This is a genomic window from Aquariibacter albus (assembly GCF_014145335.1).
Lineage (GTDB): Bacteria > Pseudomonadota > Gammaproteobacteria > Burkholderiales > Burkholderiaceae_C > Aquariibacter > Aquariibacter albus.
Genome location: NZ_JACIVI010000005.1, coordinates 1 through 19406, shown reverse-complemented (window position 1 = coordinate 19406; position 19406 = coordinate 1). Strand labels below are relative to the sequence as shown.

At 65.5% G+C, this 19406-nt stretch carries 33 protein-coding genes; 31 read left to right on the top strand and 2 right to left on the bottom strand.

All coding sequences use genetic code 11. The features are described 5' to 3' along the window. The 31 genes from H4F90_RS12450 to rplQ form a co-directional block, all read left to right on the top strand. Positions 1 to 219, top strand: a 219-nt coding sequence (locus tag H4F90_RS12450) for an EF-Tu C-terminal domain-related protein (RefSeq protein WP_182665090.1), incomplete at its 5' end; no start/stop codon positions are given. Between the two features lie 71 nt (positions 220 to 290). Continuing rightward, entirely contained in the window at positions 291 to 602 is a 312-nt protein-coding gene (rpsJ, locus tag H4F90_RS12445) for a 30S ribosomal protein S10 (RefSeq protein ID WP_110401797.1), read from the top strand. Positions 603 to 821: 219 nt separating this feature from the next. Further along, positions 822 to 1502: a 50S ribosomal protein L3 gene (rplC, locus tag H4F90_RS12440; RefSeq protein WP_182665088.1), complete on the top strand. Its 681-nt coding sequence runs from the start codon at positions 822 to 824 to the stop codon at positions 1500 to 1502. Next, positions 1502 to 2122 (top strand): 50S ribosomal protein L4, encoded by a 621-nt coding sequence (rplD, locus tag H4F90_RS12435; RefSeq protein WP_182665086.1) that lies wholly within the window; start codon positions 1502 to 1504, stop codon positions 2120 to 2122. Before rplC ends, rplD begins: the two co-directional genes overlap by 1 nt. Continuing rightward, the gene (rplW, locus tag H4F90_RS12430) at positions 2119 to 2433 is read left to right on the top strand and encodes a 50S ribosomal protein L23 (protein WP_182665084.1); all 315 of its coding nucleotides are present in this window, start codon (positions 2119 to 2121) and stop codon (positions 2431 to 2433) included. The genes rplD and rplW overlap by 4 nt, the downstream gene beginning before the upstream one ends. Then, positions 2433 to 3257, top strand: a complete 825-nt coding sequence (gene rplB, locus H4F90_RS12425; RefSeq protein ID WP_182665082.1) for a 50S ribosomal protein L2 — start codon at positions 2433 to 2435, stop codon at positions 3255 to 3257. Before rplW ends, rplB begins: the two co-directional genes overlap by 1 nt. Positions 3258 to 3269: 12 nt before the next feature. Then, positions 3270 to 3545 (top strand): 30S ribosomal protein S19, encoded by a 276-nt coding sequence (gene rpsS, locus H4F90_RS12420; RefSeq protein WP_182665080.1) that lies wholly within the window; start codon positions 3270 to 3272, stop codon positions 3543 to 3545. A 9-nt stretch (positions 3546 to 3554) separates the two neighbouring features. Then, complete coding sequence (gene rplV / locus H4F90_RS12415; protein ID WP_182665078.1) at positions 3555 to 3884, top strand: 50S ribosomal protein L22; 330 nt, start codon at positions 3555 to 3557, stop codon at positions 3882 to 3884. 13 nt (positions 3885 to 3897) lie between these two features. Further along, a complete protein-coding gene (gene rpsC, locus H4F90_RS12410) occupies positions 3898 to 4788 on the top strand; it encodes a 30S ribosomal protein S3 (protein ID WP_182665075.1) in 891 nt (296 codons plus the stop codon). 3 nt (positions 4789 to 4791) lie between these two features. Next, positions 4792 to 5208 (top strand): 50S ribosomal protein L16, encoded by a 417-nt coding sequence (rplP, locus tag H4F90_RS12405; RefSeq protein ID WP_182665073.1) that lies wholly within the window; start codon positions 4792 to 4794, stop codon positions 5206 to 5208. Positions 5209 to 5225: 17 nt separating this feature from the next. Beyond that, on the top strand, positions 5226 to 5426 hold the full coding sequence (gene rpmC / locus H4F90_RS12400) for a 50S ribosomal protein L29 (RefSeq protein ID WP_182665071.1): 201 nt from the start codon (positions 5226 to 5228) through the stop codon (positions 5424 to 5426). Further along, the gene (gene rpsQ / locus H4F90_RS12395; RefSeq protein WP_182665068.1) at positions 5423 to 5701 is read left to right on the top strand and encodes a 30S ribosomal protein S17; all 279 of its coding nucleotides are present in this window, start codon (positions 5423 to 5425) and stop codon (positions 5699 to 5701) included. The genes rpmC and rpsQ overlap by 4 nt, the downstream gene beginning before the upstream one ends. Before the next feature lie 101 nt (positions 5702 to 5802). Continuing rightward, entirely contained in the window at positions 5803 to 6312 is a 510-nt protein-coding gene (locus tag H4F90_RS12390) for a peroxiredoxin (protein WP_182665066.1), read from the top strand. 280 nt (positions 6313 to 6592) lie between these two features. After that, positions 6593 to 6961 (top strand): 50S ribosomal protein L14, encoded by a 369-nt coding sequence (gene rplN, locus H4F90_RS12385; protein ID WP_182665064.1) that lies wholly within the window; start codon positions 6593 to 6595, stop codon positions 6959 to 6961. 26 nt (positions 6962 to 6987) lie between these two features. Next, entirely contained in the window at positions 6988 to 7305 is a 318-nt protein-coding gene (gene rplX / locus H4F90_RS12380; protein ID WP_182665062.1) for a 50S ribosomal protein L24, read from the top strand. A 10-nt stretch (positions 7306 to 7315) separates the two neighbouring features. Next, the gene (gene rplE, locus H4F90_RS12375) at positions 7316 to 7855 is read left to right on the top strand and encodes a 50S ribosomal protein L5 (RefSeq protein ID WP_182665060.1); all 540 of its coding nucleotides are present in this window, start codon (positions 7316 to 7318) and stop codon (positions 7853 to 7855) included. Positions 7856 to 7865: 10 nt separating this feature from the next. Further along, a complete protein-coding gene (gene rpsN, locus H4F90_RS12370; protein ID WP_182665058.1) occupies positions 7866 to 8171 on the top strand; it encodes a 30S ribosomal protein S14 in 306 nt (101 codons plus the stop codon). 33 nt (positions 8172 to 8204) lie between these two features. Beyond that, positions 8205 to 8600 (top strand): 30S ribosomal protein S8, encoded by a 396-nt coding sequence (gene rpsH, locus H4F90_RS12365; protein WP_182665056.1) that lies wholly within the window; start codon positions 8205 to 8207, stop codon positions 8598 to 8600. Positions 8601 to 8616: 16 nt separating this feature from the next. Continuing rightward, complete coding sequence (gene rplF / locus H4F90_RS12360; protein WP_182665464.1) at positions 8617 to 9150, top strand: 50S ribosomal protein L6; 534 nt, start codon at positions 8617 to 8619, stop codon at positions 9148 to 9150. An 11-nt stretch (positions 9151 to 9161) separates the two neighbouring features. After that, positions 9162 to 9527, top strand: a complete 366-nt coding sequence (gene rplR, locus H4F90_RS12355; protein ID WP_182665054.1) for a 50S ribosomal protein L18 — start codon at positions 9162 to 9164, stop codon at positions 9525 to 9527. A gap of 30 nt (positions 9528 to 9557) precedes the next feature. Further along, on the top strand, positions 9558 to 10076 hold the full coding sequence (gene rpsE / locus H4F90_RS12350; RefSeq protein ID WP_182665052.1) for a 30S ribosomal protein S5: 519 nt from the start codon (positions 9558 to 9560) through the stop codon (positions 10074 to 10076). Between the two features lie 20 nt (positions 10077 to 10096). Beyond that, positions 10097 to 10282, top strand: a complete 186-nt coding sequence (rpmD, locus tag H4F90_RS12345) for a 50S ribosomal protein L30 (RefSeq protein ID WP_182665050.1) — start codon at positions 10097 to 10099, stop codon at positions 10280 to 10282. A gap of 21 nt (positions 10283 to 10303) precedes the next feature. Next, on the top strand, positions 10304 to 10735 hold the full coding sequence (gene rplO / locus H4F90_RS12340) for a 50S ribosomal protein L15 (RefSeq protein ID WP_182665048.1): 432 nt from the start codon (positions 10304 to 10306) through the stop codon (positions 10733 to 10735). Between the two features lie 42 nt (positions 10736 to 10777). Continuing rightward, positions 10778 to 12088: a preprotein translocase subunit SecY gene (gene secY / locus H4F90_RS12335; protein WP_182665046.1), complete on the top strand. Its 1311-nt coding sequence runs from the start codon at positions 10778 to 10780 to the stop codon at positions 12086 to 12088. A gap of 20 nt (positions 12089 to 12108) precedes the next feature. Next, the gene (infA, locus tag H4F90_RS12330) at positions 12109 to 12327 is read left to right on the top strand and encodes a translation initiation factor IF-1 (protein WP_182665045.1); all 219 of its coding nucleotides are present in this window, start codon (positions 12109 to 12111) and stop codon (positions 12325 to 12327) included. A gap of 60 nt (positions 12328 to 12387) precedes the next feature. Continuing rightward, on the top strand, positions 12388 to 12501 hold the full coding sequence (gene rpmJ / locus H4F90_RS12325; protein WP_182665043.1) for a 50S ribosomal protein L36: 114 nt from the start codon (positions 12388 to 12390) through the stop codon (positions 12499 to 12501). A 67-nt stretch (positions 12502 to 12568) separates the two neighbouring features. After that, entirely contained in the window at positions 12569 to 12934 is a 366-nt protein-coding gene (rpsM, locus tag H4F90_RS12320; RefSeq protein WP_182665041.1) for a 30S ribosomal protein S13, read from the top strand. 50 nt (positions 12935 to 12984) lie between these two features. Further along, positions 12985 to 13389 (top strand): 30S ribosomal protein S11, encoded by a 405-nt coding sequence (rpsK, locus tag H4F90_RS12315; protein ID WP_182665039.1) that lies wholly within the window; start codon positions 12985 to 12987, stop codon positions 13387 to 13389. 192 nt (positions 13390 to 13581) lie between these two features. Then, positions 13582 to 14205 (top strand): 30S ribosomal protein S4, encoded by a 624-nt coding sequence (gene rpsD / locus H4F90_RS12310; protein WP_182665037.1) that lies wholly within the window; start codon positions 13582 to 13584, stop codon positions 14203 to 14205. Positions 14206 to 14359: 154 nt separating this feature from the next. After that, entirely contained in the window at positions 14360 to 15379 is a 1020-nt protein-coding gene (locus H4F90_RS12305) for a DNA-directed RNA polymerase subunit alpha (RefSeq protein WP_182665035.1), read from the top strand. A gap of 91 nt (positions 15380 to 15470) precedes the next feature. Continuing rightward, positions 15471 to 15866 carry a 50S ribosomal protein L17 gene (rplQ, locus tag H4F90_RS12300; protein ID WP_182665033.1) on the top strand — a complete coding sequence of 132 codons (396 nt, stop codon included), beginning with the start codon at positions 15471 to 15473 and terminating at the stop codon, positions 15864 to 15866. 166 nt (positions 15867 to 16032) lie between these two features. Here rplQ and H4F90_RS12295 read toward each other — a convergent pair whose 3' ends face one another. Together H4F90_RS12295 and H4F90_RS12290 are read right to left on the bottom strand one after the other, a co-directional pair. Continuing rightward, a complete protein-coding gene (locus H4F90_RS12295; protein WP_182665031.1) occupies positions 16033 to 17442 on the bottom strand; it encodes a caspase family protein in 1410 nt (469 codons plus the stop codon). Next, a partial coding sequence (locus H4F90_RS12290) for an autotransporter outer membrane beta-barrel domain-containing protein (protein ID WP_220486160.1) occupies positions 17439 to 19406 on the bottom strand: 1968 nt, incomplete at its 5' end. The genes H4F90_RS12295 and H4F90_RS12290, both read right to left, overlap by 4 nt.

Below are 19406 nucleotides of genomic sequence, written 5' to 3'. Positions count from 1 at the left end.
TTCTTCAACAACTACCGCCCGCAGTTCTACTTCCGCACGACGGACGTGACGGGTGCGGTGGAACTGCCGAAGGACAAGGAAATGGTGATGCCGGGCGACAACGTGTCGATCACGGTCAAGCTGATTGCCCCGATCGCGATGGAAGAAGGCCTGCGCTTCGCCATCCGTGAAGGCGGCCGCACCGTCGGCGCCGGCGTCGTGGCCAAGATCATCGAGTAATTGCATGACATGCCGCCCGCCACGCTGAGCGCGGCGAGCGGCCTCATCGCTCTTTTCAAGGAAGAAACGTCATGCAAAAGCAGAAGATCCGCATCCGTCTGAAGGCCTTCGACTACAAGCTGATCGACCAGTCGGCCCAGGAGATCGTCGAAACCGCCAAGCGCACCGGCGCCATCGTCAAGGGCCCGGTGCCCCTGCCGACCCGCATGCAGCGCTTCGACATCCTGCGCTCGCCGCACGTCAACAAGACCAGCCGCGACCAGTTCGAGATCCGCACCCACCAGCGCCTGATGGACATCGTCGATCCGACCGACAAGACGGTCGACGCGCTGATGAAGCTCGACCTGCCCGCGGGCGTCGACGTCGAGATCAAGCTGCAGTAAGTTGCGGCCTCGTGGCCGCTGTTTGCTGAGCGCGCCGCGAATCGCTATACTCGCAAGCTTTTGCGCCAGCTGCCTTCGGGTGGCTGGCGTTCGTGTTCTTCCAAGTGCGGCTCACCGGTCTTGGCCGGGGTGCTTGCAGGCGGGAAGCACGGCATTCAAGCCCGGCCAATCGATGCCGGGTCGGTGAAACAAGGCCTCCCCAGGAGGCTGGAGAACTTCATGACGACAGCCAATCCGGGTCATCGCCTCGGTTTGCTGGGCCGCAAGGTCGGCATGATGCGCATCTTCACGAGCGACGGTGATGCCGTGCCCGTGACGGTGCTCGATGTGTCGAACAATCGCGTGACCCAGGTCAAGACCGAACAGGTCGATGGCTACTCCGCGCTGCAGGTGACCTACGGTCAGCGCCGCGCGTCTCGCGTGACCAAGCCCGAAGCGGGCCACCTGGCCAAGGCCGGCGTGCAGGCCGGCGAGATCCTCAAGGAATTCCGCGTCCCCGCCGACGTCGCCGCAGGCTATGCCCCGGGCGCCGTGGTGCCGGCCAGCGTGTTTGCCGAGGGTCAGCAGGTCGATGTGCAGGGCACCTCGATCGGCAAGGGCTTTGCCGGCACGATCAAGCGCCACAACTTCGGTTCGCAGCGCGCTTCGCACGGCAACTCGCGTTCGCACAATGTCCCGGGCTCGATCTCGATGGCCCAGGATCCGGGTCGCGTCTTCCCGGGCAAGAAGATGACCGGTCACATGGGTGACGAGACCGTCACCACCCAGAACCTCGACATCGTGCGTGTCGACGAGGCTCGCCAGCTGCTGCTGGTCAAGGGGGCGGTGCCGGGTGCCAAGGGTGGCTTCGTGACCGTGAGTCCGGCCGTCAAGGCCAAGACTTCGAAGGGAGCCAACTGATGCAACTCGAGCTCCTGAACGAACAGGGCCAGGCCTCGGCCAAGGTGGATGCGCCGGACACCGTGTTCGGTCGCGACTTCAATGAAGCGCTGGTCCACCAGATCGTTGTCGCCTACCAGGCCAACGCGCGTCAGGGCACCCGTGCCCAGAAGGACCGCGAGCAGGTCAAGCACTCGACGAAGAAGCCGTTCCGTCAGAAGGGCACCGGCCGCGCGCGCGCCGGCATGACCTCGTCCCCGCTGTGGCGTGGGGGCGGTCGCATCTTCCCGAACAGCCCGGACGAGAACTTCACCCAGAAGGTCAACAAGAAGATGTACCGCGCCGGCATGGCGTCCATCTTCTCGCAGCTGGCCCGCGAAGGCCGTCTGGCCGTGATCGATTCGATCGCCGTCGACGCCCCGAAGACCAAGCTGCTCGCGGCCAAGCTCAAGGCGATGAACCTTGAGCATGTGCTGGTGATCGCCGACCAGATCGACGAGAACCTGTACCTCGCCTCGCGCAACCTGCCCAACGTGCTGGTTGTCGAGCCGCGTTACGCCGACCCGCTCTCGCTCGTCTTCTACAAGAAGGTGATCGTGACCAAGGGTGCGATCGAGCAGATCAAGGAGATGCTGGCATGAGCGCCGTCAAGTTCGATGAAGGCCGCCTGATGCAGATCCTGCTGGCGCCGATCGTCTCCGAAAAGGCCACCGCCGTGGCCGAGAAGCACAACCAGGTCCTGTTCAAGGTCCTGCGTGACGCGACCAAGCCCGAGATCAAGGCTGCGGTCGAGCTGCTCTTCAAGGTCGAGGTCGACAAGGTCTCGGTCGTCAACGTCAAGGGCAAGACCAAGCGTTTCGGCGGTCGTCTCGGCCGTCGTGACCACGTGCGCAAGGCCTATGTGTGCCTGAAGCCGGGTCAGGAGCTCAACTTCTCCGGGGAGGCCGCGTAATGGCTGTCGTCAAGGTCAAGCCGACTTCGCCGGGCCGCCGTGCCGTGGTGAAGGTGGTTCATGCCCACCTGCACAAGGGCAAGCCGGAAGCTTCGCTGCTCGAGCCGCAGAAGCAGAAGTCCGGTCGCAACAACAACGGCCACATCACGATGCGGCACAAGGGTGGTGGTCACAAGCACCACTACCGCGTTGTTGACTTCCGCCGTACCAAGGACGGCGTGCCGGCGAAGGTCGAGCGTATCGAGTACGACCCGAACCGCACCGCGCACATCGCCCTGCTGTGCTACGCGGACGGCGAGCGTCGCTACATCATCGCCCCGCGCAATGTCGAGGTCGGTGCCACCCTGCTGAGCGGTGCGGAAGCCCCGATCAAGCCGGGCAACACCCTGCCGATCCGCAACATCCCGGTGGGTTCGACCATCCACTGCGTCGAGATGCTGCCGGGCAAGGGCGCCCAGATCGCCCGCTCGGCCGGCGCCTCGGTCACGCTGATGGCGCGCGAAGGCACCTACGCCCAGATCCGTCTGCGCTCGGGTGAAGTCCGTCGCATCCACGTCGAATGCCGCGCCACCATCGGCGAGGTCTCGAACGAAGAGCACAACCTGCGCCAGTACGGCAAGGCCGGTGCGATCCGCTGGAAGGGCATCCGCCCGACCGTCCGCGGCGTGGCCATGAACCCGGTGGATCACCCGCACGGTGGTGGCGAAGGCCGCACCGGCGAGGGTCAGGTGCCGGTGTCGCCGTGGAACACCCCGGCGAAGGGCTATCGCACCCGCAACAACAAGCGCACGCAGACGTTCATCGTCTCGCGTCGCAAGAAGTAAGGAGCGCACGACATGTCTCGCTCGCTGAAGAAGGGTCCCTTCGTGGACCACCACCTGATCGCCAAGGTCGAGAAGGCCGTCGCGATCAAGGACAAGAAGCCGATCAAGACCTGGTCGCGTCGCTCGACGATCCTGCCCGAGTTCATCGGTCTGACGATCGCCGTGCACAACGGCAAGCAGCACGTGCCGGTCTATGTGTCCGAACAGATGGTCGGCCACAAGCTCGGCGAGTTCGCCCTGACCCGCACGTTCAAGGGTCACCCGGCGGACAAGAAGGCCAAGAAGTAAGGAGTCGCGATGGAAACCCGAGCAAGCGTTCGCGGTGTGCGACTGTCGGTCGACAAGGGTCGACTGGTGGCCGATCTCATCCGCGGCAAGAAGGTCGATCAGGCCCTCAACATCCTGAACTTCACCCAGAAGAAGGCGGCCGGCATCATCAAGAAGGCTCTGGAGTCCGCGATCGCGAACGCCGAGCACAACGATGGCGCCGACATCGACGAGCTGAAGGTCACCTCGATCTACGTGGAACAGGGCACGACGCTCAAGCGTTTCGAAGCCCGCGCGAAGGGTCGGGGCAACCGCATCAGCAAGCCGACCTGCCACATCTTCGTGACCGTCGGCAACTGAGGCAAGGAAGACCATGGGACAGAAGATTCATCCGGTTGGCTTCCGCCTGGCCGTCACGCGCAACTGGTCGTCGCGCTGGTACGCGTCGAATCGCAACTTCGCCACGATGCTGGCCGAGGACCTGCGTGTTCGCGAGTACCTCAAGGCGAAGCTGAAGAATGCCGCGGTCTCGCGCATCCTGATCGAGCGCCCCGCGAAGAACGCCCGCATCACGATCTACTCCGCCCGTCCGGGCGTGGTGATCGGCAAGAAGGGCGAGGACATCGAGAACCTCAAGGCCGAACTGACCCGCCGCCTCGGCGTGCCGGTCGCGGTCAACATCGAGGAAGTCCGCAAGCCGGAAGTCGACGCGCAGCTGATCGCCGACTCGATCACCCAGCAGCTCGAGAAGCGCATCATGTTCCGTCGTGCGATGAAGCGCGCGATGCAGAACGCGATGCGCCTGGGTGCCCAGGGCATCAAGATCATGAGCGCCGGTCGTCTGAACGGTATCGAAATCGCCCGCACCGAGTGGTATCGCGAGGGCCGCGTGCCCCTGCACACCCTGCGCGCCGACATCGACTACGGCACCTCGGAAGCCAAGACCACCTACGGCATCATCGGTGTCAAGGTCTGGGTCTACCGCGGTGACCGCCTGGCGAACGGCGAGGCGCCGACCCTCAAGGGCGGCGACGAGCGTGATGATGACCGCCGCAACCGCCGTGGCCCGCGCAGCGACCGTCCGGGTGGCGATCGTCGCCCGTCGGGTCGTGGGGGTCCGGGCCGTGGTCCGCGTGCCGAGGGTGCGCCGGCTGACGGCAGCGACAAGCCGGCCGACGCCGGTGCCGCCGACGCCAAGGGCGCCGTCAAGCGTGTGCGCAAGGTCGCCGCGCCGGCTGGCGCGGGCGAGGCCAAAGGAGAGTAAACCATGCTGCAACCTGCACGCCGCAAGTTCCGCAAGGAACAGAAGGGCCGCAACACCGGGGTCGCAACCCGTGGAGCCTCCGTGGCTTTCGGTGACTTCGGTCTGAAGGCGACCGAGCGCGGCCGCATCACGGCCCGCCAGATCGAAGCTGCGCGTCGCGCGATCTCGCGTCACGTCAAGCGGGGTGGTCGGATCTTCATCCGCATCTTCCCGGACAAGCCGATCTCGCAGAAGCCGGCCGAAGTCCGCATGGGCAACGGCAAGGGCAACCCGGAGTACTACGTCGCGGAGATCACTCCGGGCAAGGTGCTCTACGAGATCAATGGCGTGCCCGAGGCTCTGGCCCGCGAGGCGTTCACGCTCGCGGCTGCCAAGCTGCCGCTGCGCTGCACCTTCGTGGCCCGCCACGTCGGCACCTGACGTTCTACGAGGTCCCCATGAACGCAACCGAACTCCGCGCCAAGGACGTGGCCGCTCTTGAGCAGGAAATCAAGTCCCTGCTCCAGGCCCACTTCAAGCTGCGCATGCAGAAGGGCACCCAGCAACTGGCCAACAACGCCAGCCTGGGCGAGACCCGTCGCGCCATCGCCCGTGCCAAGACCATCCTGGCCGAGAAGAAGAAGGGAGCTGCCCAATGACGGAAGCCCAAACCGCGCCGGTGAAGAACACCCGCACCCTGGTCGGCCGCGTGGTCAGCGATCAGCGCGACAAGACGATCACCGTCCTGGTCGAGCGTCGCACCAAGCACGAGCTCTACGGCAAGATCGTGGCGCGCTCGCGCAAGTACCACGCGCATGACGAAGCCAACGCCTACCACATCGGTGATGTGGTCGAGATCGCCGAAGGCCGTCCGCTGTCCAAGACCAAGAACTGGGTTGTGACCCGCCTGGTCGAGAAGGCGCGCAGCGTCTGATCGACGGGCCCATGCCCTGATCGAGCGACCGGCATGTCCGCAAGGGCTGCCGGTCGTTTTCATTGCGGCGCCGTATCCGGTGCCTTCAACGAGGAGTGAGCATGCTGAAGATCGGAGACCGCCTGCCCGCGGCCACGCTGTACGAGTTCATTGAAGTCGAGGGCGGCGGCTGCAGCCTGGGTCCCAATGCCTTCACCACCGAGGCCTTGAGCGCCGGCAAGACGCTGGCTGTCTTTGCCCTGCCCGGCGCGTTCACGCCCACCTGCTCGGCGCAGCATGTGCCGGGCTATGTGGCGGCCGCCGAGGCCTTCCGCGCGGCGGGTGTCGACGAGATTCTCTGCATCTCGGTCAACGATGCCTTCGTGATGGGCGCCTGGGCCCGCGAGCTGCAGACGGCCGGCAAGGTGCGACTGCTGGGCGACGGCTCGGCCGAGTTCACGCAAGCCACGGGGCTGACCCTGGACCTGACGGCGCGCGGGCTCGGCCTGCGCTCGCAGCGCTACTCCATGCTGGTGCGTGAGGGCGTGGTGCTGAGCCTGAATGTCGAAGCGCCCGGGAAGTTCGAGGTGAGCGATGCGGCGACGCTGCTCCGCCAGGCGCAGGCGCTTTGAGAAATTTCCATCGCAGCGTTTGACAGCGCAGGTCGTCTTCACTAAACTGCGCAGCTTCGCCGAAAATCTACCTGAAGCGGCCCCTACCAAGCAGCTCGTCTGCCTGGTGCGCGCGGCGGCTGAACGATACGGGTGGTGTGCGTCATGCAGCGCCACACGGTCTCGCAGGTGGCTTTTCGGTCTCGCCCTCTAGTGGTGGTGGCCGCAAGCCGCTGCCCGACGGGGCCCAAGACTGACTGCATGCGCCAGACGGTGTCTGCGGGACAAGTTGGGGAATGACATGATCCAAATGCAATCGCGGCTCGACGTCGCGGACAACACGGGCGCGAAGAGCGTCATGTGCATCAAGGTGCTCGGCGGCTCCAAGCGCCGCTATGCGGGCATCGGCGATGTGATCAAGGTCTCCATCAAGGAGGCCGCACCGCGAGGCCGCGTCAAGAAGGGCGAGGTCTACAACGCCGTGGTCGTGCGCACCGCCAAGGGTGTGCGCCGCCAGGATGGCTCGCTGGTGAAGTTCGACGGCAATGCGGCCGTCCTGCTCAACGGCAAGCTCGAGCCCATCGGCACCCGCATCTTCGGCCCGGTCACGCGTGAACTGCGTACCGAGCGCTTCATGAAGATCGTCTCGCTCGCCCCGGAAGTGCTCTGAGGCGTCGGCCCTGCAAAGGACAGGTCATGAACAAGATTCGCAAGGGCGACCAAGTCGTCGTGATTGCCGGCCGCGACAAGGGCAAGCGTGGCACGGTGGCGCTGCGCGTCGATGACGATCACATCGTCGTCGAAGGCGTGAACGTCGCCAAGAAGCACGTCAAGCCCAACCCGCTCAAGGGCACGACCGGTGGCATCGTCGACAAGACCATGCCGATCCACCAGTCAAACGTGGCCATCTACAACCCCAGCACGGCCAAGGCCGATCGCGTGGGGGTCAAGCTCCTGGCAGACGGCAAGAAAGTGCGCGTCTACAAGTCCAGCGGCGAAGAGATCAAGGCGTAAGGGGTCGAACATGGCTCGTCTGCAAGAGTTCTACCGCGACAAGGTCGTTCCCGACCTGATCGCCAAGTTCGGCTACACCTCCGTCATGCAGGTGCCGCGCTTCGAGAAGATCACCCTGAACATGGGTGTCAGCGAAGCGGTGTCGGACAAGAAGGTCATGGACAACGCCGTTGGCGACCTGACCAAGATCGCTGGCCAGAAGCCGGTGGTGACCAAGTCGAAGAAGGCGATCGCGGGCTTCAAGATCCGCGAGAACGTGCCCATCGGCTGCATGGTCACCCTGCGCGGTGCCCGCATGTTCGAGTTCCTGGATCGCTTCGTGACGATCGCGCTGCCGCGCGTCCGTGACTTCCGCGGGATCTCGGGTCGTTCCTTCGATGGCCGTGGCAACTACAACATCGGCGTCAAAGAGCAGATCATCTTCCCCGAGATCGAGTACGACAAGATCGACGCGCTCCGCGGGATGAACATCAGCATCACGACGACGGCCAAGACCGACGACGAGGCCAAGGCGCTGCTCTCGGCCTTCCGCTTCCCGTTCAAGAACTGAGGTAGGCCCCGTGGCAAAACTCTCGATCAAGCAGCGCGAGCTCAAGCGCGAGCAGCTCGTGGCCAAGTACGCGAAGAAGTACGCCGAACTGAAGGCCGTCATCGACGACGCCTCCAAGTCGGACGAAGAGCGTTACCTCGCCCGCCTGGCGCTCCAGAAGCTGCCGCGCAATGCGAACCCGACCCGTCTGCGCAATCGCTGCGAACTGACCGGTCGTCCGCGCGGTACCTTCCGCACCTTCGGTCTCGGCCGCAACAAGATCCGCGAACTGGCCTTCAAGGGCGACATCCCCGGTGTCGTCAAGGCCAGCTGGTAAGCCGGCGCTCGGCCCAGGAAGAGGAGCAATCCCATGAGCATGAGTGATCCCATTGCGGACATGCTGACCCGCATCCGCAACGCACAGATGGTCGAGAAGGCCTCGGTGTCGATGCCTTCGTCGAAGCTGAAGGTCGCGATCGCCCAAGTCCTGAAGGACGAAGGCTACATCGACAGCTTCGTGGTCTCCGGCGAGGCGGCCAAGCCGCAGCTGCAGATCGCGCTGAAGTACTACGCCGGTCAGCCGGTGATCGAGCGCCTGGAGCGCGTGAGCCGTCCTGGCCTGCGCGTCTACAAGGGCCGCCACTCGATCCCCCAGGTGATGAACGGCCTGGGTGTCGCCATCGTCACCACGCCGAAGGGCGTGATGACCGACCGCAAGGCGCGCGCAGCCGGTATCGGCGGCGAAGTGCTCTGCTACGTTGCCTGACGCGGAGGAAGCAGCAATGTCTCGCGTTGGAAAAATGCCGGTCGCCATCCCGCAAGGCGTGGATGTGTCGATCACGGCCGAACAGATCAGCATCAAGGGTGCCCTGGGCGCGCTGTCGCTGCCCGTGCACCGCCTGGTGGCTGTCAGCAAGGACGGCGCAGCCATCAAGTTCGCGCCGCTCAATGAGTCGGCCGAAGCGAATGCGATGAGCGGCACCCTGCGCGCCCTGACCGCCAACATGGTCAACGGTGTCAGCAAGGGCTTCGAGAAGAAGCTGACCTTGGTTGGCGTGGGCTTCCGTGCCCAGGCCCAGGGCCAGAAGCTGAACCTGCAGATCGGTTTCTCGCACCCGGTCGTCAAGGAGATGCCGGCTGGCATTTCCGTCACGACCCCGTCGCAGACGGAAATCCTGATCAAGGGCGCCGACCGCCAGGTCGTCGGCCAGCTCGCCGCCGAGGTCCGGGCCTTCCGTCCGCCCGAGCCTTACAAGGGCAAGGGGATCCGCTACGCCGACGAGCGCGTGGTCCTGAAAGAGACCAAGAAGAAGTAAGGAGCCGCACGATGTTGAACAAGAAAGCGCAACGCCTGCGGCGCGCCCGCCAGACGCGTGCCCGTATCGCCCTGCAGGGCACGGTCCGCCTGACGGTCTTCCGCTCCAACCTGCACATCTACGCCAGCGTGATCTCGGGCGACGGTCAGAAGGTGCTCGCCAGCGCCTCGACCGCCGAGAAGGAAGTCCGCGAGCAGCTGGGTGCGTCCGGCAAGGGTGGCAACGTGAGCGCCGCGGCTGCCGTGGGCGCCCGGATCGCTGCGAAGGCCAAGGCCGCCGGCATCGAGCGTGTCGCCTTCGACCGCGCAGGTTTCGCCTACCACGGCCGGGTCAAGGCCCTGGCCGAGGCAGCCCGCGAAGCCGGCCTCCAGTTCTGATCCGACGGCCCACAGGCGAAGGAAAGCAAGATGGCTAAGTTCCAAGCGCGCGTGAACGACGAAGGTCGGGACGATGGTCTGCGCGAGAAGATGATCCAGGTCAACCGCGTGACCAAGGTGGTCAAGGGTGGCCGGATCATGGGTTTTGCGGCGCTCACCGTGGTGGGCGACGGCGACGGCAAGGTCGGCATGGGCAAGGGCAAGGCGCGTGAAGTGCCGGTCGCTGTCCAGAAGGCCATGGACCAGGCCCGTCGCAACATGATCAAGGTCAGCCTGCGCAACGGTACGCTGCATCACAACGTGATCGGCGAGCACGGCGCGGCCCGCGTGCTGCTGGCCCCGGCTCCGGCGGGTACCGGCGTGATCGCCGGCGGTCCGATGCGCGCGGTGTTTGACGTGCTCGGCGTGACCGACGTGGTCGCCAAGAGCCACGGCTCGACCAATCCGTACAACATGGTGCGTGCGACCTTCGACGCACTTGCCCGCTCGACGACCCCCTACGAGGTCGCCTCCAAGCGTGGCAAGTCGATCGAAGAGATCTTCAACTGAGCGCCCGAGCGGAGTCTGCGATGACCACCGACAAGAAGACCCTGACGGTCAAGCTCGTCAAGAGCCCGATCGGCACCCGTGTTGACCACCGCGCCACCGTGCGTGGCCTCGGCCTGCGCGGTGTCAACAGCACCCGCGTGCTGGAAGACACCCCCGCGGTGCGCGGCATGATCAACAAGATCAGCTACCTCGTGCAGGTGCTGTAAGGCAGCTGCCCGGAGCATTCCATGGAACTGAATTCGATCAAGCCGGCCTCCGGCGCCAAGCATGCCAAGCGCCGTGTCGGTCGCGGCATTGGCTCGGGCCTGGGCAAGACCTGCGGCCGCGGCCACAAGGGTCAGAAGTCGCGTGCCGGCGGTTACCACAAGGTGGGTTTCGAAGGCGGCCAAATGCCGCTGCAGCGCCGCCTGCCCAAGCGCGGCTTCAAGTCGACGACCCTGCGCTACAACGCCGAAATCACCCTGACCGACCTGCAGCGCCTGGGCGCTGCGGAAGTCGACGTCCTCGCGCTCAAGGCCGCAGGCCTGGTGCCCGAGCTGGCGCGCGTGGTCAAGGTCATCAAGGCGGGTGAGCTCAGCCTGGCCGTCACGCTCAAGGGCGTGGGTGCCACCGCCGGTGCCAAGGCCTCGATCGAGGCGGCTGGCGGCTCGGTCGCCTGAGGCGGCCTGATCCTTCGCTGACGAACCTACTCGGGACATCGCGTGGCCACGAACGCTCCCCAGCTCGCGAAGACCGGCAAGTTCGGCGACCTGCGTCGCCGACTGGTCTTCCTGCTGCTCGCGCTGGTCGTCTACCGCATCGGGGCCCACATCCCCGTGCCCGGCATCGACCCCAACCAGCTCAAGCAACTGTTCAACGGGCAGCAGGGCGGCATCCTGAACCTGTTCAACATGTTCTCGGGTGGGGCCCTGTCCCGCTTCACCGTCTTTGCGCTGGGCATCATGCCCTACATCTCGGCGTCGATCATCGTGCAGCTCATGTCGCACGTCGTTCCGACCCTCGAGGCGCTGAAGAAGGAAGGCGAGGCGGGCAAGCGCAAGATCACGCAGTACACGCGCTACGGCACGCTGGGCCTCGCGATCTTCCAGGCGCTCGGCATCGCTGTGGCACTGGAAGGTTCGGCGGGTCTCGTCATCTCCCCGGGCTTCGGCTTCCGCATGACCACGGTGGTCAGCCTGGTGGCCGGCACAATGTTCCTGATGTGGCTGGGTGAGCAGATCACCGAGCGCGGTCTTGGCAATGGCATCTCGATCCTGATCTTCGCCGGCATCGCCGCCGGTCTGCCCAGTGCGCTGGGCGGGCTGTTCGAGCTGATTCGCACCGGCGCCATGAGCATCGTGGTGGCCCTGCTGATCATCGTGCTGGTGGCGGCCGTGACCTATGCCGTGGTCTTCGTCGAACGGGGCCAGCGCAAGATCCTGGTGAACTATGCGAAGCGTCAGGTCGGCAACAAGGTCTATGGTGGCCAGTCCTCGCACCTGCCGCTGAAGGTCAACATGGCTGGCGTCATCCCGCCGATCTTCGCCTCCTCGATCATCCTCCTGCCTGCGACGGCGGTGGGCTGGTTCGCCACGGGTGAGGGTTTCCAGTGGCTGCGCGATCTGGCTTCGGCGCTGTCACCGGGTCAGCCGATCTACGTGATGCTCTACGCGGCGGCCATTGTCTTCTTCTGTTTCTTCTACACGGCCCTGGTCTTCAACAGCCGCGAGACCGCCGACAACTTGAAGAAGAGTGGTGCCTTCATTCCTGGCATTCGCCCGGGTGACCAGACGGCGCGCTACATCGACAAGATCCTTTCGCGGTTGACCCTGGGGGGTGCGATCTACATCACCCTCGTGTGTCTGCTGCCCGAGTTCCTGATCCTGAAGTACAACGTGCCCTTCTACTTCGGCGGGACCTCTCTCTTGATCATCGTGGTCGTCACCATGGATTTCTGGGCCCAGGTCCAGTCCTATGTGATGTCCCAGCAGTACGAGTCCCTGTTGAAGAAGGCCAGCTTCAAGCCGGGCTGATCGATGTGGGTTGAGGGTTCATGTCGAAGGATGACGTCATCCAGATGCATGGAGAGGTCGTCGAGAACCTTCCCAACGCAACGTTTCGAGTGAAGCTGGACAACGGGCACGTCGTCCTCGGTCACATTTCCGGCAAGATGCGCATGCATTACATCCGCATCCTGCCGGGCGACAAAGTCACCGTGGAGCTGACGCCCTACGATTTGAGTCGCGCTCGCATCGTCTTCCGGGCGAAGTGAGTCGCTTGTTCACACAAGCCTGTTCCCCGGAAGCGCAAGCACCAGGTCAAGGAGAAGACGATGAAGGTTTCGGCATCGGTCAAGAAGATGTGCCGCAATTGCAAGATCATTCGACGCCACGGCGTCGTGCGGGTGATCTGCACCGACCCGCGCCACAAGCAGCGGCAGGGCTGAGCGCCCGGCGCCGACTGCTGCCCGTTCGGGTCGCGCGAGCACTAGCTAAAGAGATTCAGAGGACACCATGGCACGTATCGCCGGTATCAACATCCCGCCGCACAAGCACACCGAGATCGGTCTGACGTCGATCTACGGGGTGGGCCGCACCACCGCGCAGAAGATCTGCGTGAGTGCTGGCATTCCCTTCAGCAAGAAGATCAAGGACCTGACCGACAGCGATCTCGAGAAGATCCGCGAAGAAGTCGGCAAGCTGACGATCGAGGGCGACCTGCGCCGCGAGACCACGATCAACATCAAGCGACTGATGGATCTGGGTTGCTACCGGGGTTTCCGTCATCGCCGCGGTCTGCCCACGCGTGGCCAGCGCACCCGGACGAATGCCCGTACCCGCAAGGGTCCGCGCAAGGGTCCGCAAGCGCTGAAGAAGTGATCAGCGGTCGCTGATCCCGCGTCCACGCCCGAGTTCAACAGAGAAACAGCATGGCCAAAGCCCCTGTCAACAACGCTGCCGCCCGCGTCCGCAAGAAGGTTCGCAAGAACATTGCCGACGGCATCGCGCACGTTCACGCCTCGTTCAACAACACCATCATCACGATCACCGATCGTCAGGGCAATTCCCTGGCCTGGGCGTCGAGTGGTGGCCAGGGCTTCAAGGGCTCGCGCAAGTCGACCCCCTTCGCCGCGCAGGTTGCGGCCGAAGTGGCCGGCCGTGCCGCCCAGGAGCAGGGCATCAAGAACCTGGACGTCGAGATCAAGGGCCCGGGCCCCGGTCGCGAGTCGTCGGTTCGCGCGCTGGCCTCGCTGGGCATCCGCATCGCGTCCATCTCGGACGTGACGCCCGTGCCGCACAACGGCTGCCGCCCCCAGAAGCGTCGTCGGATCTGATCGATCGCTGAACCAGGCGCCCCTCCGGGGCGCCCCGTTCGCCTCGCCGGCGCGTACTTCGGTGCGCGGCCGGCGGTTTGTTTGAAGTCGCAAGACTTCGTGAAGCCCACTGTCTGGGAGTGCTCTTGAGCCGCCAGACTCGCGCGATGAGCCGGCCCGGCCCTCGCGTCAGACCTCGAAGAAGGACGCATCGTGGCACGTTACCTCGGCCCCAAGGCCAAGCTTTCCCGCCGTGAAGGCACCGACCTGTTCCTGAAGAGCGCTCGCCGCCCGATCAGCGACAAGTCGAAGTTCGAGACCAAGCCGGGTCAGCACGGCCGCACCTCGGGTTCCCGTACCTCGGACTTCGGTCTGCAGCTGCGCGAGAAGCAGAAGGTCAAGCGCATGTACGGCGTGCTGGAGCGCCAGTTCCGTCGCTACTTTGCCGAAGCCGAGCGCCGCAAGGGCAACACCGGCTCCAACCTGCTGACCCTGCTGGAATCGCGTCTCGACAACGTCGTGTACCGCATGGGTTTCGGCTCGACCCGCGCGGAGGCCCGTCAGCTGGTCTCGCACAAGGCGATCACTGTCAACGGCGCGCCCGTGAACATCCCGTCGTACCTGGTCAAGGTGGGCGATGTGGTCGCGGTTCGCGAGAAGTCGAAGAAGCAGCTGCGCATCGTCGATGCGGTCAAGCTGGCGGAGTCGATCGGCATGCCGGGCTGGGTCCAGGTGGATGCCGCCAAGCTCGAAGGCGTGTTCAAGAAGACGCCCGACCGCGACGAGTTCGGGTCGGACATCAACGAGTCGCTGATCGTCGAGTTGTACTCGCGTTGATCGGCGCCATGCGCTCCGCAGCGTCTACCTCCGGGCGGCGTTGCGGAGCGCATTGCCCATTCCGGTCCCGCATATCCGGTTCGCCGAGCCGGGCTGCGGGCGGTTCATCAGCCTTATCGGTGTAACGAGCCGAGGGTATTGACGGGAAGACCTGATGCAAACCAACTTGCTCAAGCCGAAAGCCATCAACGTCGAGAAGCTGCCCAGCAGCCCTGGCGTCGAACGCGCCAAGGTGACGCTCGAGCCTTTCGAGCGCGGCTACGGCCACACCCTGGGCAATGCGCTGCGCCGCGTGCTGCTGTCCTCGATGGTCGGCTATGCCCCGACCGAGGTGGTGATCGCTGGCGTGCTGCACGAGTACTCGGCCATCGACGGCGTGCAGGAAGACGTCGTCCACATCATGCTCAACCTCAAGGGCGTGGTGTTCAAGCTGCAGAGCCGCGACGAGGTCACGCTGGTGCTGCGCAAGGAGGGTGAAGGCGTCGTGACCGCCGCCGACATCCAGACGCCGCACGACGTCGAGATCATCAACCCCGGCCACGTGATCGCCCACCTGTCGGCCGGTGGCAAGCTCGACATGCAGATCAAGATCGAGAAGGGCCGCGGCTACGTGCCTGGCAACATGCGCCGCTACGGCGACGAGAGCAGCAAGTCGATCGGCCGCATCGTGCTGGACGCCTCGTTCTCGCCGGTCCGTCGCGTGAGCTATGCGGTCGAGAACGCCCGCGTCGAGCAGCGCACCGATCTCGACAAGCTGGTCATGGAAATCGAGACCAGTGGCGCGATTTCGCCCGAAGAGGCGGTGCGTGCCTCGGCCAAGATCCTGGTCGAGCAGCTTGCGGTCTTCGCCCAGCTTGAAGTGGATGTCGGCAAGATGTTCGAAACCGGCGGTGCCGGTCTCAGCGAGGCCCGTCCGGCTTCGGGCAACTTCGATCCCATCCTGCTGCGTCCGGTCGACGAGCTCGAACTGACCGTGCGCTCGGCCAACTGCCTGAAGGCCGAGAACATCTACTACATCGGCGACCTGATCCAGCGCACCGAGACCGAGCTGCTGAAGACCCCGAACCTGGGTCGCAAGTCGCTCAACGAGATCAAGGAAGTGCTGGCCTCTCGGGGCCTGACCCTCGGCGCCCGTCTCGAGAACTGGCCGCCGCAAGGTCTCGACAAGCGCTGATCCCCCACCAGGGCGGCTTCGGCGGCCCGGTCCCCGTGCCCGTACCTGATCCGGCGGGCGCGTATTCCAATCCTTCAAAAGGACTTTCACCATGCGTCACGGTCACGGCCTTCGCAAGCTCAACCGCACCAGCAGCCACCGCCTCGCGATGCTGCGCAACATGGCCAACTCGCTCATCGAGCATGAGGCCATCAAGACCACGGTCCCCAAGGCCAAGGAACTGCGCCGCGTCGTCGAACCGCTGATCACTCTGGCCAAGCAGCCGACCCTGGCCAACAAGCGCCTCGCCTTCGACCGCCTGCGCAACCGCGACAACGTGGTCAAGCTCTTCGCCGAGCTGGGCCCGCGCTACCAGACCCGTCCGGGCGGCTACACCCGCATCCTGAAGATGGGTTTCCGCGTCGGCGACAACGCGCCGATGGCCTTTGTCGAGCTGGTGGATCGTCCTGCCGCGGACGCAGCACCGGTCGAAGCGCCCGCGGCCTGAGCGTTCAGTCTGCCGCCGCCTTCGGGCGTGGCAGACGAGTCCGTCGATGCCCATGGGGCCGGCTTGCGCCGGCCTTTTTCGTTTGTGGGCAAGTTCCGGACTTCGACCGCTGAGGTCGCATCCGCAGGCCCACAAGTGCCCAGGGGGCGGATCAGTGCGCTCGGTGCTATTTGCGCAGGTGATCCAGGGACGGCGGCGGCGTGTAGCCCAGCTCGCGCGCTCGACTCTCGAACTGGGCGGCCAACAGGGGTTGGTCGACCTTGCGATAGTGCAACGCCAACTCGTAGCTGGCGATGCCGTTGCCCAGCGCGGCGGCGTACGCCATCCAACCTTCGTAGCGGCTGCGTTCCGTCCCGGTCTGCCGCTGGATGTGCAGGCGGCCAATGCGTGCCGCAGCATCCTTGTCTCCCCGGGCCGCTTTGCGCAGCTCGTCGGCGATGGCCGGCGAGGCGTCCGCCACATTGAAGGCGCTCCGGTAGAGCCGGACATCGCGTCGTTGCAGTGCCTCGGCTGCCTGGCTGGCACCGTCTCGCATGACTTCCGCACGGCCCCTGAGGCGGCCCTGCGGGTAGCGCTGGAGGTAGTCCTCCGCCAGCGCTCGCACATCGGCTGGCCAACTGGCCTGCTCCAGGGCGTCCAGCAGTCGGGTTTCGTCTTCGGGGCGGGTCTCGGCCGGCGCGGCGGCAGCCTGAGGCGCTCCCGCAGCGCGACTCCGGGGGGTCAGTCGCGAGCGACGGGGAGCGTTCTCGGCAATGAACGGCACCTGGGCAAGCTGGCGGATGGCAGCCACCGGATGCGATTCCATCACCTGTTGCACGTCCCGCTTGACGAGGCGGAACAAGTCCGGAAACGAGAGCTCGCCGTCCGCTTGCTGCAGCACCTTGACGAGGGAGGCGGTGTAGAAGGTGTTCTGGGTCTCCACGGCTGGGGCGATCGCAGGCTTGCCCGCAGCGGTGGCGAAGCTGATGAGGCATCCTGTCGGGGCCTCGACCTGGTTGAGGCCACCGCCTTGCAGGGCTTCCTTCAGGGAGGTTCGACAGGCATCGATCACCGCAATCGACAGCCCCGTCGATCGCTGGGGCAGCTGCTCGATCACGTCGCGCGTGAGTTGCAGGCTGCTTCGCAGCAACTGGTCGGCGGCATGGGCCGGGCTGACGCCCGCTGCCACCATCAGGTTCTCGGCTTCGATCTGCAGCCCGTGGCCCGTGAAATAGAACAGCACGGTCGCATCCGCCGGTGCCTGGCGGGCCAGCTGACCGAAGGACTGGATGGCCTGGAGCAAAGCCGCCGGGGCGAGATCCACGGCCTCGGTAACCACGAAACCCCAGCGTTCGAGTGCGGCTCGCAAGTCCCGCACGTTCTTGTGGACCGGGGGCAGGTCATAGGGCGAGGGGTAGTGACGGTTGCCGATGAGCAGGGCCAGCCGGACCTCGTCACCCTCGGTCGCCTGCGCCGCTGCTGCGGCGCGAGCCGGACCCAGCCCGCAGGCGAGCGCGATCGGCAGTTGGCAGAGCTGTCGTCGATGGGTCTGCCAAACCTTCGAAGGGGGCGACTTTCGACTCGGAGTGCGGTTCACGGTGCGCAGCGCAGGCCGGTGCTGGCAAGTTCGCAGATGGGCGGGGGGCGCAGGCCCTCGGTGCCCTCGGTGGCGGGTCGGCCCGGGCCGACCTCGGCGATCACGCCCTGGCGAAGACGCGACGCCGCATTCTCCGTCCGAACGGCTTCTTCGAATCGATCGCGTCGCGCGCGCTCGATGACCGCGATCACGCTGGACAGCGCGCCTTGTTCCTGCGGGGTCAGGGCAGTCTCGCCGTTGTAGAAGACCCGGACGTTGGAAGCCGTCGGATCGTAGAAAGGCACGGGCATGACCGGCCCCCCGATGAAGACAAAGCGGAAAGCGCTTGCATCTCCGACGATGCGAGGCTGGACACCGACCAAGCCCCCCACGGCGTCGCCCACGATGGTCTGAATCCAGTCCTCGGCGGCTGGTCCACCATAGGGGTTGCCGATTGGCAGGCCCCCGGCGGGCAGCAGCAGTTCAAAGTTGAGCGAGGGCTGCTGGGTCAACGGGGTCTGCGCTGACAGGAAGGGCAGGCGGGCACGGATCTGCCCATCCGGGACCGGCGGCAAGGCCGTGTCGTCTCCGGTGTTGGTGGTGATGCGGTCCGCGCGGAGATGAACCACGTCGGCCTCGATGCCGGCGCGAATCGCACCGGAGGGGGTCAAGGGGTCAAAGCGGCCGGCCACCGCGAGTTGATCGGCGCTGATGCGCACAACACCCAGTTCGAGCGGCGCGACGCCGCTGGGCGGATTGCCAAAGCGCAATGTGCTGCTTTCGCCAGCTACGCCACTGACAGCCGACACGGTTCCACCGAGGCTGTTGACCGGTCGGCCGGCCGCGTCGTTGCGGTCCAGTCGTATCGACCCCAGCGCAGGCGTGCGCAGAGCAAGATGACTCCCCGCCGCCGTGAGAAGCCGCCCCGAGCTGCCCTGGACCATCACGGCCTCGTTCTCGAACAAGGGCCGGCTGCCGAAGGTGAGAGGCGTCGAGCCGCTCAGGAGGGCGGTGCTTGAGGTCGGTGCGGCACGAGCCGTAAGCACGAGGCTGCCGCCCTGAAGATCGAGCAGGCCGTCGATGCTCAACATGCCGCGGCTGTCGATGCTGCTCTGGCCGCCCCCCGTCAGTTGCAGATTGGCCAGGTGCAGATCGGACGAGGTGGTGGCGAGTTCGACTTCCTGTGCACGGATGCTTGATGACGTGAAGTCCAAGCTGCCTGCGACCAGGCGGAGCCGTACCGGCACCGCGCCCAGCCCGATGCTGTGCGCCACGGTGATGGAGGCGGCTTCCGCATCCAGGCGATGGGTGCCGTCGACGGGTGCGGCAAACAGGATGCCGCCCCCAGGCGCAGTTAACGCGGTGTCCACGCCCAGCGTCACCGCACCGGTGTAGGTCTGATGGCCGGTGGTGCTGACTGAGCCGCCATCGAGCAAGATCGAAGAAGCCGTCAGCGCCAGGCTGGACAGTGCCGTGCCGCTGCCGACGGCGCCGTTGAGATCGACCGTGCCGGCCGAGACGGACAGCGAGCGGGCGCCATCGACCGTGCTGCCCAGGCTCACCGTGCCTGCACCGGCGGACAGGGTGGTGTCCACGCCCAGCGTCACTGCACCGGTGTAGGTCTGATGGCCGGTGGTGGTGACCGAGCCGCCATCGAGCAAGATCGAAGAAGCCGTCAGCGCCAGGCTGGACAGCGCCGTGCCGCTGCCGACGGCGCCGTTGAGATCGACCGTGCCGGCCGAGACGGACAGCGAGCGTGCGCCATCGACCGTGCTGCCCAGGCTCACCGTGCCCGCACCGGCGGACAGGGTGGTGTCGGCCCCCAGCGTCACCGCACCGGAGTAGGTCTGATGGCCGGTGGTGGTGACCGAGCCGCCATCGAGCAAGATCGACGAAGCCGTCAGCGCCAGGCTGGACAGTGCCGTGCCGCTGCCGACGGTGCCGTTGAGATCGACCGTGCCGGCCGAGACGGACAGCGAGCGGGC